This window comes from Mesorhizobium sp. M4A.F.Ca.ET.022.05.2.1 (assembly GCF_003998845.1).
Lineage (GTDB): Bacteria > Pseudomonadota > Alphaproteobacteria > Rhizobiales > Rhizobiaceae > Mesorhizobium.
The window spans coordinates 1-14,883 of the sequence record NZ_RZOJ01000121.1 but is presented as its reverse complement, the minus strand read 5'-3'; the positions used below and the strand labels follow the sequence as shown (position 1 = coordinate 14,883).

At 60.5% G+C, this 14,883-nt stretch carries 15 protein-coding genes; 5 read left to right on the top strand and 10 right to left on the bottom strand.

The annotated features are described in order from the left end of the window. On the bottom strand, nucleotides 1-480 hold a 480-nt coding region (locus tag EN745_RS15525; RefSeq protein WP_145992039.1), incomplete at its 3' end, for a transcriptional regulator. 386 nt (nucleotides 481-866) lie between these two features. Between EN745_RS15525 and EN745_RS15520 the strand changes: the two genes are divergently transcribed. The 5 genes from EN745_RS15520 (at nucleotide 867) to EN745_RS15500 (ending at nucleotide 5,022) form a co-directional block, all read left to right on the top strand. After that, nucleotides 867-1,283, top strand: a complete 417-nt coding sequence (locus EN745_RS15520) for an organic hydroperoxide resistance protein (protein ID WP_127421695.1) — start codon at nucleotides 867-869, stop codon at nucleotides 1,281-1,283. 72 nt (nucleotides 1,284-1,355) lie between these two features. Next, nucleotides 1,356-2,417 (top strand): alpha/beta hydrolase, encoded by a 1,062-nt coding sequence (locus EN745_RS15515; protein ID WP_245487742.1) that lies wholly within the window; start codon nucleotides 1,356-1,358, stop codon nucleotides 2,415-2,417. A 24-nt stretch (nucleotides 2,418-2,441) separates the two neighbouring features. Next, entirely contained in the window at nucleotides 2,442-2,954 is a 513-nt protein-coding gene (locus EN745_RS15510) for a cytochrome P460 family protein (RefSeq protein WP_127421693.1), read from the top strand. Between the two features lie 344 nt (nucleotides 2,955-3,298). Then, nucleotides 3,299-4,057 (top strand): alpha/beta hydrolase, encoded by a 759-nt coding sequence (locus tag EN745_RS15505; RefSeq protein ID WP_245487743.1) that lies wholly within the window; start codon nucleotides 3,299-3,301, stop codon nucleotides 4,055-4,057. Next, nucleotides 4,054-5,022 carry a quinone oxidoreductase gene (locus EN745_RS15500; protein ID WP_127421691.1) on the top strand — a complete coding sequence of 323 codons (969 nt, stop codon included), beginning with the start codon at nucleotides 4,054-4,056 and terminating at the stop codon, nucleotides 5,020-5,022. Before EN745_RS15505 ends, EN745_RS15500 begins: the two co-directional genes overlap by 4 nt. Before the next feature lie 184 nt (nucleotides 5,023-5,206). Here EN745_RS15500 and proX read toward each other — a convergent pair whose 3' ends face one another. The 9 genes from proX to EN745_RS15455 all read right to left on the bottom strand — a co-directional run. Continuing rightward, entirely contained in the window at nucleotides 5,207-6,241 is a 1,035-nt protein-coding gene (gene proX / locus EN745_RS15495; protein WP_127421690.1) for a glycine betaine/L-proline ABC transporter substrate-binding protein ProX, read from the bottom strand. 158 nt (nucleotides 6,242-6,399) lie between these two features. Continuing rightward, a complete protein-coding gene (locus EN745_RS15490; protein WP_127421689.1) occupies nucleotides 6,400-7,338 on the bottom strand; it encodes a proline/glycine betaine ABC transporter permease in 939 nt (312 codons plus the stop codon). Then, nucleotides 7,331-8,599: a glycine betaine/L-proline ABC transporter ATP-binding protein gene (locus EN745_RS15485; protein ID WP_245487741.1), complete on the bottom strand. Its 1,269-nt coding sequence runs from the start codon at nucleotides 8,597-8,599 to the stop codon at nucleotides 7,331-7,333. Before EN745_RS15485 ends, EN745_RS15490 begins: the two co-directional genes overlap by 8 nt. 144 nt (nucleotides 8,600-8,743) lie before the next feature. After that, nucleotides 8,744-9,058, bottom strand: coding sequence for an NIPSNAP family protein (locus EN745_RS15480; protein ID WP_126098645.1), 315 nt, complete (start codon nucleotides 9,056-9,058; stop codon nucleotides 8,744-8,746). Continuing rightward, nucleotides 9,055-9,864 carry an alpha/beta hydrolase gene (locus tag EN745_RS15475; RefSeq protein WP_127421688.1) on the bottom strand — a complete coding sequence of 270 codons (810 nt, stop codon included), beginning with the start codon at nucleotides 9,862-9,864 and terminating at the stop codon, nucleotides 9,055-9,057. Before EN745_RS15475 ends, EN745_RS15480 begins: the two co-directional genes overlap by 4 nt. Nucleotide 9,865: 1 nt before the next feature. Then, nucleotides 9,866-10,945: an LLM class flavin-dependent oxidoreductase gene (locus tag EN745_RS15470; RefSeq protein WP_127421687.1), complete on the bottom strand. Its 1,080-nt coding sequence runs from the start codon at nucleotides 10,943-10,945 to the stop codon at nucleotides 9,866-9,868. 41 nt (nucleotides 10,946-10,986) lie between these two features. Next, nucleotides 10,987-12,498, bottom strand: a complete 1,512-nt coding sequence (locus EN745_RS15465; protein WP_127421686.1) for an aldehyde dehydrogenase — start codon at nucleotides 12,496-12,498, stop codon at nucleotides 10,987-10,989. A 20-nt stretch (nucleotides 12,499-12,518) separates the two neighbouring features. Then, the gene (locus tag EN745_RS15460) at nucleotides 12,519-13,505 is read right to left on the bottom strand and encodes a flavin reductase (protein WP_126088172.1); all 987 of its coding nucleotides are present in this window, start codon (nucleotides 13,503-13,505) and stop codon (nucleotides 12,519-12,521) included. Nucleotides 13,506-13,666: 161 nt separating this feature from the next. After that, the coding region (locus EN745_RS15455; protein WP_145992038.1) for a helix-turn-helix domain-containing protein at nucleotides 13,667-14,883 on the bottom strand (1,217 nt) is incomplete at its 5' end.

Genomic DNA, 14,883 nt, shown 5'->3' with positions numbered 1-14,883 from the left:
CCTGTCGGCCAGTTGAGTTGAAAGTGCGTCGGTATCACCGGTACGGCCGACCATCCGGACCAGGCGGCCTGGCAGATTGGCCTGCGGATAGCTGGCAACGACCTCCCCAGCTACATTGTTTTGACTATCTGACCGCGAGACCGGGGCGACAAAGCAGTAGCCTCGCCCCGTCAGGGTCGCGATGTAGCGTGCCCCATCCTTGCCGTCGCCTAACGCCTTTCTGAGGTTGGCGACGTGAAACCGCAAACTGCCTTCTTCGACGGTAGCGTCGGGCCAGACAAGAGCCAGCAGATCCTTCTTGCTGACGATCTCATTGGGACGCGCGGCCAAGGCTGCCAGGATGTCGAAAGAGCGCGTGCCGAGACCGACAGGCATGCCTTGCCGCAAAAGAAGCCTTTCGCCCGGCGCCAGCGTAAAGGGACCAAACGATATCCTGTCGCTCGTCTGCGCGGCTGGCGATATGACGACGTCGTTTTTCATCGCATCCTGTCCGATGGCTGGGGAAGATCCGGGTTCGAGGTCCAAGACCTACGTCGCAGAAAGTTCGATTTCGTCGCCCCGAGCGGCGACTTTGAGGCAGGACGTGATAGCGGCCGGTCCCAAGACGTGCGGCTGCTGGTGAGCGCTAACATCCCATCATAGTGTATAACGGGAGCTCCAGGCGACCCTCCTCTATGTTCGAGGCAGCAAGAACTTCTGCTGCGACTCAGGGAGAATGATCATGCCTGCATTGTCATCATCGCTGATGCGGTGAAGCCTGCCCAGCCACGGGCCCTTCCAACCTGCTTGCGCGCCCGCCGATAGCGACGTCGCGCGCCCATCTCCCCCGATTTTTCCCAGTACCTTTTGCAAGGAACACAGCGGTCATGACTCAATCTGCAAAACCACTTTATACCGCCAAGGTCCGCACTACCGGCGGCAGGGACGGCGCGTCGCGCAGTTCCGACGGTCGGCTTGACATTCGGCTTTCCACGCCCGGCGGCCCAGGCGGTGGCACCAATCCGGAACAGCTATTCGCTGCCGGCTGGTCGGCCTGTTTCGAGGGTGCGATGGCAATCGCCGCTCGCAAGATGAACATCGCACTGCCGGCTGGGCTCGCTATCGATGCGGAAGCGGATCTGAACGCTGCAGAAGGAGCCTTCTTCCTCAGCGCGCGCCTCAATGTGAGTCTGCCTGGGCTCGACCGGGATGTTGCGCAGGCCGTTGTGGATGCTGCGCATCAGACCTGCCCCTACTCGAAGGCCACGCGCGGCAACATCGAAGTCGCAATCAACCTGATCTAGCCCGCCGATCATATCGATCGATCGGGCAGGCCCACTATCGAGAAAATGTCATTACGAAAAGGCAGTGCACCAATGATGGCAGTCAGAAACCCGGAAAAAATCGACCATCAGCGTCGCCACCTCTTCGGCGTCGCTGCCGCGACGGTCGCCGCAGCGCAGCTCGGCGCGATCGGGATTGCCGGAGCTCAGGCCGGCGGGACGGAAACGACCGCTTCCCGAACCACAAAGGCGCGGACCTCGTTCTCCTCGATGAAGCTGATCGACGCTGATCTGCTGAGCGTTGGATATGCCGAGGCCGGTGCTGCGGACGGCCCCCCGGTCGTCCTCCTGCACGGATGGCCCTATGACATTTACAGCTATGTCGATGTCGCGCCTCTGCTAGCAGACGCTGGGTACAGGGTCATCGTGCCGTATCTGCGCGGCTACGGCACGACGCGGTTCCTGTCGGACGCAACGCCGAGGAACGGTCAGCAGGCGGCGCTTGCGTGCGACATTGTTGCCCTGATGGATGCGCTGAAGATCCCGAAAGCGGTCATCGCCGGCTATGACTGGGGCGCGAGGACGGCCAACATCATAGCCGCGCTCTGGCCTGAGCGCTGCAAGGCCATGGTGTCCGTCAGCGGCTATCTCATCGGCAGTCAGGCGTTGAACCGGGCGCCGCTGCCGCCGAAGGCCGAATTGCAATGGTGGTATCAATATTACTTCGCCACCGAACGGGGACGAGCGGGCTACGAGAAATACACCCGGGATTTCACCCGCCTCATCTGGGAGCTTGCCTCGCCGAAATGGGCTTTCGACGACGCCACCTTCGAACGCTCCGCTGCCGCGTTCGGCAATCCCGACCACGTGGCCATCTCGATCCACAACTATCGCTGGCGGCTCGGTCTGGCGCAGGGCGAGCCAAAATATGATGCCTTGGAAAAGAAGCTGGCGACATTTCCGGCGATCGGCGTGCCGACGATCACGATGGAAGGCGACGCAAACGGCGCGCCGCATCCCGATCCGGCGACCTACGCCAAGAAATTCTCGGGCAAATACGAACACCGGCTGATCTCGGGCGGCATTGGCCACAATCTTCCGCAGGAGGCTCCGCAGGCCTTTGCGCAGGCGGTCATCGACGTCGACAAGTTCTGACGGCATGTCAAGCGGAGCTTTCCAATGAAACCTATCCACCTCCTGCCGTGTGTGGGCGCGATCGTTGCGGCATCTGTCTTCACGGCGGTGGCCGGAGCAAATGACGATGCGAAACCCAAGGCGGCATCACCGATCTATGGCGTCACGATCCCCGATAAATATCGGCAATGGGAACTGGTCGCGCCGGCCGAGGAAGCAGAACCCCTGAACGAGCTTAGAGCGGTCCTCGGCAACGTCGTGGCGATGAAGGCATATCGTGAAGGAACATTGCCGTTCCCTGACGGAACCATCCTCGCAAAGCTTGCCTGGAAACACGTCCAATCGCCCGAATTCGAATCCGCCTCCATTCCCGGCGCCGCCACGACCGTACAGATCATGGTCAAGGATTCGAAGAAATACGCCGCCACCGGCGGATGGGGATTCGGCAGGTTTGTCGACGGCAAACCGGCTGACGAGGCCCAGCATGAAACCTGCTTCGCCTGTCATGAGGCGCGCGTTCAGGGACATGACTACGTCTTCACGCGGTACGCGCCCTAGCGGCTCACCGGAATTGGTATCTGAACGCCTGCGAGGCAGGCACCCCTGCCGAAGGAGAAGCCATGTCGCAAAGATGGCTTATCACTGGAAGTTCGCGCGGCATCGGCGTGCCCTTGGCCGAAGCGTCCTCGCCGCCGGTCATCGTCTGGTCGCACGTGGGCCCACGCAATTGCGCGGGCTGACCAACTCAGCTTTCCGCAACAAGGCCGGCCCGCCGCGGGTTCAGCCAAGTAACACTGAAATATCTCCGTTTTAGCCTTTCTCCCATCGCAATGAGACCGCACCGATCAAAACCATCGAAAGGGTATGAGATGAAAACACTGCTGGCAGGATTGACAATCGCCATGGCTGTATTCGGCAACGCTTACGCGCAGTCCGGAAAGCCCGCGCCCGTTAAGCCCACTATCGTACTGGTCCACGGCGCGTTCGCCGACGCATCGAGCTGGAACGGCGTCGTCAAAATTCTCGAGAAAGACGGCTATTCGGTGGTGGCCGCCGCCAATCCCTTGCGGGGTGTCGCCAATGACGCGCAATACGTTGCCGATATCGTCTCCGGCATCGCGTCGCCTGTCGTCCTGGCTGGGCATTCCTATGGCGGCTCGGTCATCAGCGAAGCCGCCGAAGGCCACGCCAATGTCAAGGCGCTGGTCTATGTTGCGGCGTTTGCCCCTGACGTCGGTGAGACGGCCGCCGGGCTTTCGGGCAAGTTTCCGGGCAGCACGCTTGCGCCCACTCTTGCTCCGCCGGTTCCACTTTCGGGCGGCGGAAAGGATCTTTACATCTTGCAGAAGAAGTTCCACGACCAGTTCGCGGCGGACGTTTCCGTCGCCGAGGCAAAGCTGATGGCCGCCGGGCAGCGACCCATCACGGAAGCGGCGCTGAACGAGGCCCAGACCGCCGCGGCGTGGAAGAAGATTCCAAACTGGTTCATCTATGGCGGCGGGGACAAGAACATCCCGCCGGAAGCTTTGGCCTTCATGGCCGCGCGAGCACATTCGCGGGACACCGTCGTGGTCAAGGGCGCCTCGCATGTGGTGATGGTGTCGAACCCTGAACCTGTCGCGCGGCTGATCGAGAAGGCGGCCAAGGAGGCATCGCAATGAAGGCAGTCGTGATGACCCGGCAGGGCGGGCCGGAGGTGATGGAATTTGCCGAGCGGCCGGAGCCTGTACCGGGTCCCGGCGAAGCGCTGATCGAGATCGCCGCAGCGGGCGTGAACTTCATGGATATCGGCGTGCGACACGGCACGGCGTGGACCGAGACGCCCAACCCGAAGATTCTTGGCGTGGAAGGCGCCGGACGGGTGGTGTCGGTTGGCCACGGGGTGGAGAATGTCCGGCCTGGGCAGCGGGTTGCGTGGGTCTACGCGCCGGGGAGCTATGCAGAGCGAGCGGCAATACCGGCCGATGCTCTCGTGCCGATCCCCGACGAAATCGACGACCGCATGGCGGCCGCGGTGATGATGCAGGGGCTTACCGCCAGCCATTTTGCGACCGATTTCTACCCCGTGCAGGTCGGCGATATCGCGCTTGTCCACGCGGCGGCCGGGGGTCTCGGTCTGCTCCTGACCCAGGTCATCAAGTTGAGAGGCGGGCATGTTATCGGGCGCGTCTCCTCGGCCGGCAAGGTGGCGATCGCTGAGGAGGCGGGAGCCGATCATGTCATCGTGGATACCGAAGGCCAGTTCGCCATGGAAGCGGTTCGCATGTCGGATGGTGAAGGTGTGCATGTCGTCTATGACGGCTCCGGCCCCACGACCTTCCAAGGCTCGCTCGATGCGCTCCGGATTTCAGGAACGTTCTGCTGGTATGGCCCCGTCCTGGGCGGTCCCGGTCCCATGGACATCATGCAACTCCCGAAGAGCATCAAGATCGGCTACGCCGTGTTCTTCCATCATCTCCGTACACCTGAACTGCTCCGCACGCGGTCGGCTCGACTTTTCGATTGGATCATCGACGGCAAGCTCAAGATCCGGATCGGTGGCGAATATCCGCTGGCGGAAGCGGCGAATGCCCATGCCGACATGGAAAGCCGAATGACTACGGGCAAGCTCCTGCTCATACCGTAAAAACGCGAACCGGGATCCGCGCAAGCGACTGCTCGAGCATGATCCAATTCCTAAAGCACCGCATTTTGCGGTATGGCAAAATCGGGTGCTCCGGCGGCTTGCGCCGCCGGAGCATTCTTTGCATCGTCAAACCCCGGCGTCGTGCTGGCCTGGCGCGGCTACTTCGTATCGAGCGCCGTCATGCTCAGCTTGCAACTTTGGCGCGGTCAACCCAGGCATTGAACTGTTCCTGATGGGTTTCGATCCATTCATGCGCCAGCTTTTTGATGTTGCTGTCGCTGCCGCCCTTTTCGCTGATCGTTTGTTCCCAGGTCGACCAGTCGGCCAGCGGGAACGACATCTGCTCCACGAGCTTCTTGACTGCCGGATTGGCTGCAATGAACTTCCGGCTGGCGACGGCGTTCCAGTTCCATGCCGCCATGGCCATGCGGCATGGATCAGCGCCGCCAGCGCAACCGCTGACGCCTGACACCAGGGCAGAGCCCTTGTTGGGGACCTTTTCCGGCAAGGCATCGAAGGGCGTCGGCAACCAGACGACATCCTTGCCGGGCACCAGAGCCTTGTTCATCCACGAAGGGCTCCAGGCATAGAAGAATACCGGCTCGCCGCGCTTGACACGGGCGACGGCCTCGACCATCAGCGCCTCGTATTTGCCGCGGACCGAATTGACGCTGCCCTTGAGTCCGAATTTCTCAAGCTGGAAGTCGACGACGTCGCCGCAACTCCAGCCCGGGTCGCAATTGATGAGGTCGGCTTTGCCGGTCGTGCCGAAAAGAGCTGCGATCTTCGCATCCTTCATCTGATCGAGCGTGGTGATGTTGTTTGCGTCGGCGGTTTTCTTGTCGATCAGATAGCCATTGATGCCGCCGCCTTGAATTAGGCCACCGCCGACGATCTCGGCCTGCGCCTCGACCTTCTTGTAGCCCGGCTCGCGCTGCGGGAAGTTTATATCGGTCGCGATATCGAGATCGCCCTGGGCCGCCGCCTGGAAGAACAAGGTGGTGTTGAGCGTGCTAAGCTTGACGTCGTAACCGAGTTCCTTCATCGCCGCCATGCCGATCTGGGCAACGACATAATTGGCGCCTAGGCTGTCGGACTGGGCGTACCGCACCGTCTTGCCACTCCCAGGCAGGTCTTCGGCGAAAGCAGTTTGGCCTAGAGAGGCCGCCAGCACCATGCCGGTGACAAAAAGGGAAAAGGTTTTCAGGCTGTGCTTCATCGATGTTCTCCTTCTGGATTTTTCTTTGGACTTCACTGAGTTCGAGGTTCGGCTGTAACGCGGGCGCTGCAAGGGAAGGCAATGAATTCCTGTCCGGCGGAACGAGCCGCCGGTGTCTGTCGTCATTCCGGTGGTGGTTACCGCCGGAGCGGTTCCGCTCAATGCGTGCGGTTCGCTGCGGATGTTGCGACGGCCTCGTGCGATCGCTCACCCTTGAAAAGATTGAAAAGGTAGCTCAGCACCGACCTGCGCTTGCGGTCGGTCGGCTGGGCAAGCTGCTGGGTGATCCGGTCAAGCATCATGGCGAGCAGGACGATGGCGATGCCACCGACGGCGGCGCGACCGACATCGAGACGCCCGAGACCTTGGAGAACCACGAGGCCAAGGCCTTCCGCGCCGATCATGGCGACGACTACGGACATCACCATCGCAGTCAGCACGGTCTGGTTCAGTCCTCCGAGAATGGTGGGGATAGCCAACGGCAGCTGTATTTCCCACAGAAGCTGGCGCTTATCGGCGCCGAAGGCGAGACCTGCTTCGACCATTTCCTGCTCTACCATACGAATACCCAGATTGGTGAAGCGGATGAGCGGCGGTGCAGCTGCTGTTACGACCGCCACTTCGCCCGGCACTGTGCCGACGCCGAACAGCATGACGACCGGTACGAGGTAAACGAACGTCGGTGTGGTCTGCATAATGTCGAGCACCGGCCGCACCACGCTCCAGACCTTGTCGTTACGAGCACACCAGATGCCGGTCGGCACGCCGATGGCGGTGCAAAACACGATGGCCGTGGTAATCAGCGAAAGCGTTGTCATGGCCTCGGTCCAGACCCCGATGGCTGCGATCACGACAAGTGAGATGGCGCTGAACACCGCGATGCCGATGCTGGCAAGCCGATAGGCGGTCAAGAACACCAGAACGACGAAGATCGGAAACGGAATTTCGTGCAGTATGTAATCGTTGAACGACAACAGGTTTTCGACCGGCCACTTGATTGCAATAAACAGTGGACGGAGGTGGAGCGCGACCCATTGGACGGCGTCCGCAATCCACTGGTCCACCGGAAAGATGGCTAGATCGTCGGCATCAAGCATTGTGGCCTCCCATCGAAGCAGGCGCTGGCGATCTCGCCGCCGAGGCGATCCGTCCAAGGATATGTTCGGGTTCAAGCATGCCGAGGAAGCAGCCGTCCTCGTCAATGACGGCCATTGCCTTGCCGCTCTGATACAAGCCAGCGACATCCACGAGCTTGGTGGTGCCGCTCACCGCGACGAAATCACGCGTCAAAAGGGCATCGACCGGCTTGCCAGCCTTTACCTGTTGCAGGGCTGCAGCATCGAGACAGCCGACGATGCGGTTCGACGCGTCGATGGCAAAACTCATGGCCTCGGGATGCTCGGCGTCGCCGACGATCCGTGCCGAACCATCGCTCGACACCATCGAACCGGTGCGCATGACCGACCGTGCATCAAACAATCGCGACCGGTCGACTTCGCGCGTGAAGGCGGCGACATAATCGCTGCCTGGTTCGAGCACGATCGATTGCGGTGTTCCCTCGCGCACCAATTCGCCTTCGGACATAATGGCGATGCGCGTTCCGAGTTTCAGCGCCTCCTGGAAGTCATGAGTGATGAAGAGGATGGTCTTCTTCAGCGTGTGCTGCAGCCGCAGCAACTCATCCTGCATCTCGGTCCTGATCAGCGGGTCAAGGGCGCTGAAGGCTTCGTCCATTATGAGGACGTCGGCATCGGTCGCCAGGGCCCGCGCCAAGCCGACACGCTGGCGCATGCCGCCGGAGAGTTCATGCGGGCGATGATAGGCCCATTTGGCGAGACCGACGATCGCCAGCACCTCTTCAGCGCGCCTGCGTCGCTGCGCGGCGGAAACGCCACGCAACTTCAGGCCGAATTCGGCATTTTCGATCACCGATTTGTTTGGCAACAAGGCAAAATGCTGGAAGACCATGGAGATGCGCGTGCGCCGCAATTCGCGAAGCGCGTCGTCGCGTAGCGGCACGATGTCGATATCGTCGAGCAGGATCTTGCCTGCCGTTGGTTCGTTCAGCCTGTTGATGCAACGCGCCAGCGTCGATTTGCCGGACCCCGAAAGGCCCATGACCATGTAGATCGCGCCTGGGGGAACGGAAAGCGAGACGTTATTCAGACCCACGACGGCGTCGGTCTCCGCAAGGACACGCGCCTTATCCGCGCCGGTGGCGAGCAGCGTCATGGCTCTGGTGGGTGAAGGGGCGAAAATCTTATACAGATTCTCTACTCTCAATCGCTCTGTCACCAATGGCTCCCATGTTTCAACGATACGCATGTTCCCGATCCGCAATTTCTTGACGAGGATCAATTAAGGGGCATGTCAGCTAGATCGTCTTCCGCGAACACGGAGGATTTTTGCTGCTACACTTCCTCCAAACCGAGGTGCATTTACTGCAGTGCAACTCCACCGTGCGCCGGTTGGCTTCAGGGTTTGCCTTGCGTTTCCCTTCTTCTATTGGAGTGGTGAAAAATCGGTCGGAAGAAGGATACGGTTTTCCGCGCTTTCGATCAGCGCCGTCAGTTTCGGAATGAAGGCCCGCCAGCGCGCATCTTCCGACAACGTGCGGCGGCGCGCAACGCGATCGGCGAAATCGGCATATCGCCAAAGATGGACCACCTGGTTCAGCTGCCCGACCTCGGTGACGAAATAGCCGATCAGTCCGCCGAGAATCGGTTCCTGGATTGCCAGCCCCTCCTCTCGCACAAGCTTCAGATATTCGGAGGTTTTGCCCGATCTTATGCGATAGATACGCTCTTCAACGATCATTTCACGGTCTCCGGCACGGTCAAAAAATCCGCCATCATCGATGCGACGAGATCGGGTGCTTCCGTCAGGATCGAATGCCGCAGCCCCGGAAGGACGCGGAGCTCGGAGCGTGGGATGCGCTCATGCATATATCTTGCCATGCGCGGATTGGAGCCTGCATCCTCCTCGCCGGTTGCAATCAACGTCGGGCAGCGAATCTGGTCGAGAAAACCGCCGAAGTCGGTCTCGGCGAGAACCCGGTAGGCAGAAGCGTAACAGTCCGGATCGTTCTGAGAATTTCGCTGCCTAAGCGTTGCGATCAGGTCGGGATTCTTCTTCTGGAAATCCTCAGTCAGCCAACGCGACAGGGATGCGTCATAGTGCGATCCCGGTTCGCCGCTGCGAAGAGCGGCGAGGCGGGCGAGAGCGCGCTCCCGCTCCTCGGGCGTGCGTCCCGCGACCGTCGAGAGGAGAATCAGGCGCTGAATGCGCGGAAGATGCGTCAGTGCCAACCGCTGTGCGATCAACCCGCCAAGCGAAAAACCGGCCAGATGGAAACGGTCGAAGCCGACACTGTCCGCCAACGCAAGTGTTTCGGCAACGAAATCGTCGATCTCGTAGCGGCCTTTGACGCGCGACGAGTTTCCGTGACCCCGTAGGTCGAACGTCAGGATGGTGAACCGATGCTTCAGCCGCTCGACGACCCCGCTCCAGGCTTCAAGGTAGGAACCGACACCGTGGATGAGCACCAGCGGCACTGCCCCATTGCCGTCAACCCTATAGTTCAGGACCACATCTCCGACCGTATGACGCTGCGTATCAGTCATCCTAATACCCTGCCGCGGCCAGTTGCTGGGTTTCGCGCTCGCGCTGCGCAAAGAAGGGCATGACCTCGTCCGTGAACAGGCGAAGTGTCTTCTTCTGCAGTTCGAAGGGCAGGTTGAAGCTGAGGCCGAGACAATATTGATCGACGCCAGCTGCTTCGTAGTCGAGCAGCTTCTCGATCACTTCGTCGGGCGTTCCGAACATCAGGTTCTTGCGGATATTTTCCGGGTTGTAGTTGTCGCGGCCCTTAACGCTTTCGAAGGGCACGGCCTCCGGGAAACCGTTCTTCACGGTGCCAATGTTCTGCATCAGGTTTTCGAAATAGCGACCATAGTTCATGCTGTGCTCGACGGCGAGATGCCAGTCGTCGGCCCTGTCGTAGACACAAGTGCGCCGCTGCATCATGAATTTTGGGCGTTTCACCTCGGGATGATCGGCGACCGCCTTGTTGAACTTGCTGGCGAGCACGCCGATTTCCGCCGCCGGAAGCGAGAGCGGCGTGGAGAGGATGTTGGCGCCGATGCCGAGCGCCCAGTCGAAGGTGCCGGGATCGCGGGCGGCGACCCAGATGCGAGGACCTCCCTTCTGCAGCGGCTTCGGCACCGAGGTCGCTCGCGGAAAATTCCAGTACTGGCCCTCATGCGCATAATCACCGGCCCAAAGCTTCTGGACGGCTGGTACCAGTTCCTTCATGTAGCCCACGCCCTCCTGCTGCTGGACGCCCGGCGCCATTCGGTCGAACTCGTACTGATAGGCGCCGCGGGCGATGCCGAATTCCAGGCGCCCGTTCGTAAGGTGATCGCACAGTGCGGCTTCGCCAGCGAGACGGATTGGATTCCAATAGGCGGCGGCAAGCGTTGCCGTTCCCAAGCGGATACGGCTCGTATGCTGGGATAGCCACGTGAGGATCTGAAACGGATTGGGTGATATCGTGCACTCGATTGTGTGGTGTTCCGGCGTCCAGATCGTCTCAAACCCGCCGGCGTCCGCGATTTTGGCAAGTTGCAGCAGATTGTCCATTACGGCCGTCATCGAGGTTTCTGGCGAGAAACGCTCCATGCCCAATGAGACGGCAAATTTCATTTCAATCTCCCTTGGATGGTTTGTCCCAGCGTTTCTGACGGTCAGCGCAGTCGAATGACAAAGGGATCCTGCATGGCGCCGGAATAGTCGATGACGACATTTTTTGCCCTGGAGAACTCGCGCATGACGTCGAAACCGCCACGCCTGCCGTAACCACTTTCCTTGAAGCCGCCATTTGCGGACATGTAGGCTGCTGACCGGTAGGTGTTGATCCAAACGGTGCCCGCATCGATCCGGTTGGCGAAGCGCATCGCCCGGTCGATATTCTGGGTCCAGATCCCGGACGCGAGGCCGTAGCGTGTGTCGTTGGCGAGTTCGATCATGTCTTCTTCCGAGGAAAAGGACATGACACCAACGACCGGTCCGAAAAGCTCATCGCGCATGAAGGACATATCGTTCTTGGCGTCGATCATGACGGTCGGCTCGAAATACCAGCCGCGGGCGAGTTCTTCCGCCTGAGGACGCTTGCCGCCTGACGCGATCCGTGCCCCTTCCTTGACGCCCGAAGCAACGTAAGACTCGACTTTCGTCAGCTGCGCCGACAGCGCCAGCGGGCCGATATCCGTCTTGTCCTCCAATGGGTGGCCGACGGTGATGCGGTTGGTGCGTTCCACCAACGCTTCGATGAAGCGGTCGTAGACGCTGGCCTCCACGAAGCAGCGAGAGCCGGCGACGCAGGTCTGGCCCGCAGCTGCGAAGACGCCCGAAACGACCCCATTAACGGCCTTTTCGATATCAACGTCGGAAAAGATCACGTGGGGAGATTTGCCGCCGAGTTCCATCTGGCACTGCGCAAGGTTGGCCGCCGCGTTAGCAGCAATTTTACGGCCGGTATCGGTGCTGCCGGTGAAGACGTATTTTGCGATGCCCTTTTGCCGCGTCAACGCGTCGCCGGTTACCGCACCCGTTCCCGAGACGACGTTGACAACGCCGGCCGGAAACCCCGCTTCCATGATTAGCTCGGCCAAGGCCACCGTCGAGGCGGTCGCGTGCTCGGAAGGCTTGATGACGATGGTGTTGCCAATCGCCAAACAGGGAGCGAGCGTTCCTGTCAACATCATCAGCGGCGAGTTCCAGGGTGTGATCATGCCGACGACGCCGATCGGTTCGCGCATGTTGAAGTTGAGCTGGTCCAGCTTGTTGACCGGGATCGTATCGCCCTGCAGTTTGTCAGCCATGCCGGCAAAGTAAGTGTAAGAGTCCGGGATCGAGCGCATCTGCGCCCGCATTTCCTTGATGAGCTTCCCATTGTCGCGTGTTTCGATCAGCGCGAGGTCGTCAGCATTGGCGAGAACCAGATCGGCCAGCTTGCGCACTAGCTTTCCGCGATCGGTCTGCGTCATACGTCGCCAGGCAGGATTGACGAATGCCTTTTGCGCCGCCTCAACCGCCAGTCGCACATCGTTGGCGTCGGCTTCCGCAAACTGATACCAGGCCTCCGCGGTGGTCGGGTCGAAACTGTCCAGGTAGCGACCGGATGTCGGTTCGACAAACCGGCCGTCGATAAAGAGGTTGAGGCGCATTCCCTCGAGCGATTTCACCGTCGTCTTCATCGTCGCTTCCTGATTTCGGGTTAGTCTTGAATGGCCTGATGCCACGAGCGGGCCTCGCCCTCGATCATTGCCAGTCGCCCGCCGTCGCCGGAATCCATGTAGATGCCAAAGCGTTCCTGCTTGCGCTCACGGACATAGCGGCGGAGCATCGCCCGCAATTCCCGGGTCGGGATGAGGTCATAGGGCAGCTTGTCAATGGCAAAGAACCGCAGGTCTTCCGGCAGGTCGCGCCCTTGTCCGCCATCGGCAAGTCGGGCGCGATAGATTAGATAACCGGGGTCGCAGTCAGCAACATCGAAGATCGAGTAAAGAAAGGTGTTGTCTGACAGCAGCTTGAGGGATTTTCCGTCGTTGAGCGGCAGTTCGCTGCCGGCCTTACGGCGTTTGGCCGTTGGCAGAGCCCAGCCACCGCTTCCATCCGCTCGCAGCAGAATCTCGCCGCTGGCTTCGATCAGATAGCCGATGATCATGTTGTGCGAGGCCAGCCAGCCGGACGGCAGCGGATCCTTGACGCTGGCGTATCGGCCGCGGCAAAAGCCGAGGGGCGCTGAAGGGCTCGTACCGAAAGCCTGCACCTGGCCGATCAGGATGACATGATCGCCTGCATCGACCCTGTTGTAGATCGTGCAGTCGAACCAGGTAAGGCTGTCCGTCAGGATTGGCGCGCCGGTATGAACGCGGTCGTGATTGACGGACTGGAATTTATCGGGGGATTTCGAGGCGAAGATCGCCGAGATGTCGACCTGTCCCTCATGTAGCAGGTTAACGGCAAAGGAATCCGCCGTCGTAAAGGCAGCAAAGCTTGACGCCGATTTTGCGACGCAGACGAGCAGCAGCGGCGGATCGAGCGAAACCGAGGTGAAGGAATTGGCCGTCATGCCGCGCGGATTGCCGTCCGTGTCCCGCGTAGTGATGATGGTGACGCCGGTGACAAAGGTTCCGAAAGCCCGACGCAACGCGATTGGGTCGATGGCCGTCGGAATCTTTGCGGTTCCCGTGGTCAACATAGGATCAGCGCCTCCTGTTGGTTGATAGCGGGAAGGCTAATCGCAAGTAGAGCGACCTTCTTCCTTCGTTCAGCCGGAAGAGCACGGAAAATATTGCTACTGTTTGCGGTAAGAGACGAAGGGTGCCGATCCGCCGTCTCGAGGGTCAGGTCGATTGATCGTCAGCCACGACCTTCCGTGACACCATGCAGGTGAATGGCCAATTCGATGGCAAAGCGCCGCTCTGGCGTCTCGACATCGATGCCGAACATTTCCTCGATTCGCGACAGGCGATAGCGCAGCGTGGTTACGTGCAGGCCCATCGCATCGGCGCAGGCGCCGCTGCGGCAGCCCTCCCTCAGATAAGTCGACAGCGTTTTCAGATAGGGCGTGCCATGCTGGCGGTCATGGGCGGCGATGGCGCCGACGCTTTCCTGAACGAAAGCGCGTACGTCGTCGACGCCCGCGGCCGCTACGAGCATCGGCAACGGCCCGAAATCCTGCCCGGACAGCGCACCGGTGCGACCGAACGAACGGGCGATGGCAATCATGCGGCTGCAGCGATCCCAAGCCAACGGATAATCCGTCAGGGTGGCACAGGCGTTGCTGGCGATGACGATCGGTTCTTCGTCAAAATATTGGCCAAGATCCGCTGCGATGCGCCGCATCAGTTTCGATGTCCGCTCCTGTTTCCAGGCCTCGTCATAGGGAATGAGGCACACCAGCCCGCCATCGATGGCCACGACGCACGCGGGAACGGAAGCTTGCTGCATGATACGAGCGAGACTGTGATGCAGATCGACGGACGTTCCGCCAAGATTCTTCGCGCTCTCGGGAAAGTCGACGACGACGATTTGCTGAGTCGTCATGAAATTGATGCCGAGCCGCTGGGCTCGCTGCTGGACATCTGCCGCGTCGCGCCAACGCCGCTCCACCACCTCGAAGAAAAGCTCGGTCTGTGTGCGGGTTTCGAAACGGAATCGGATGAAACTGCGCATCATTTGGACGCTGAGCGCGAACTTGGCGCTGTCAAGCAGCAACTGGTCCAGATCGCTGAAGGCACGCGACGTGGAAAAGATGATCAATGCCCCGACAAGTTGGCGGTCGACCGTCAAGGGCTCGATGCGGGCGGCCAGATTGAGCCGGGAGCTTCCGTCATCGAGAAAAAGCGTCGCCCCGCTGTTGCCGCCCCGCTCAATTGTATCGCGTGCTGCCTTTCCCAGTTGTCGGCTCAGCGGACCGGCCGCTGCTGATTGCCAAGCGGCATCATCGAACTGCACCTCGCTTGGCGAGCGGCCGGCGATAATCTGGTTCGCAGTAAAATCGACGACGACGACCGGATTGGGCAGCAGGCTGCCGACCATCGCCGACAATGAAGAAACTGAGCCGTCTGCAAGCA

Bases quoted from the DNA above. Each gene is read 5' to 3' on its own strand.
- EN745_RS15520 (WP_127421695.1), top strand. From the start codon at position 867: ATGACTCAATCTGCAAAACCACTTTATACCGCCAAGGTCCGCACTACC.
- EN745_RS15515 (WP_245487742.1), top strand. From the start codon at position 1,356: ATGATGGCAGTCAGAAACCCGGAAAAAATCGACCATCAGCGTCGCCAC.
- EN745_RS15510 (WP_127421693.1), top strand. From the start codon at position 2,442: ATGAAACCTATCCACCTCCTGCCGTGTGTGGGCGCGATCGTTGCGGCA.
- EN745_RS15505 (WP_245487743.1), top strand. From the start codon at position 3,299: ATGGCTGTATTCGGCAACGCTTACGCGCAGTCCGGAAAGCCCGCGCCC.
- EN745_RS15500 (WP_127421691.1), top strand. From the start codon at position 4,054: ATGAAGGCAGTCGTGATGACCCGGCAGGGCGGGCCGGAGGTGATGGAA.
- proX (WP_127421690.1), bottom strand. From the start codon at position 6,241: ATGAAGCACAGCCTGAAAACCTTTTCCCTTTTTGTCACCGGCATGGTG.
- EN745_RS15490 (WP_127421689.1), bottom strand. From the start codon at position 7,338: ATGCTTGATGCCGACGATCTAGCCATCTTTCCGGTGGACCAGTGGATT.
- EN745_RS15480 (WP_126098645.1), bottom strand. From the start codon at position 9,058: ATGATCGTTGAAGAGCGTATCTATCGCATAAGATCGGGCAAAACCTCC.
- EN745_RS15475 (WP_127421688.1), bottom strand. From the start codon at position 9,864: ATGACTGATACGCAGCGTCATACGGTCGGAGATGTGGTCCTGAACTAT.
- EN745_RS15470 (WP_127421687.1), bottom strand. From the start codon at position 10,945: ATGAAATTTGCCGTCTCATTGGGCATGGAGCGTTTCTCGCCAGAAACC.
- EN745_RS15465 (WP_127421686.1), bottom strand. From the start codon at position 12,498: ATGAAGACGACGGTGAAATCGCTCGAGGGAATGCGCCTCAACCTCTTT.
- EN745_RS15460 (WP_126088172.1), bottom strand. From the start codon at position 13,505: ATGTTGACCACGGGAACCGCAAAGATTCCGACGGCCATCGACCCAATC.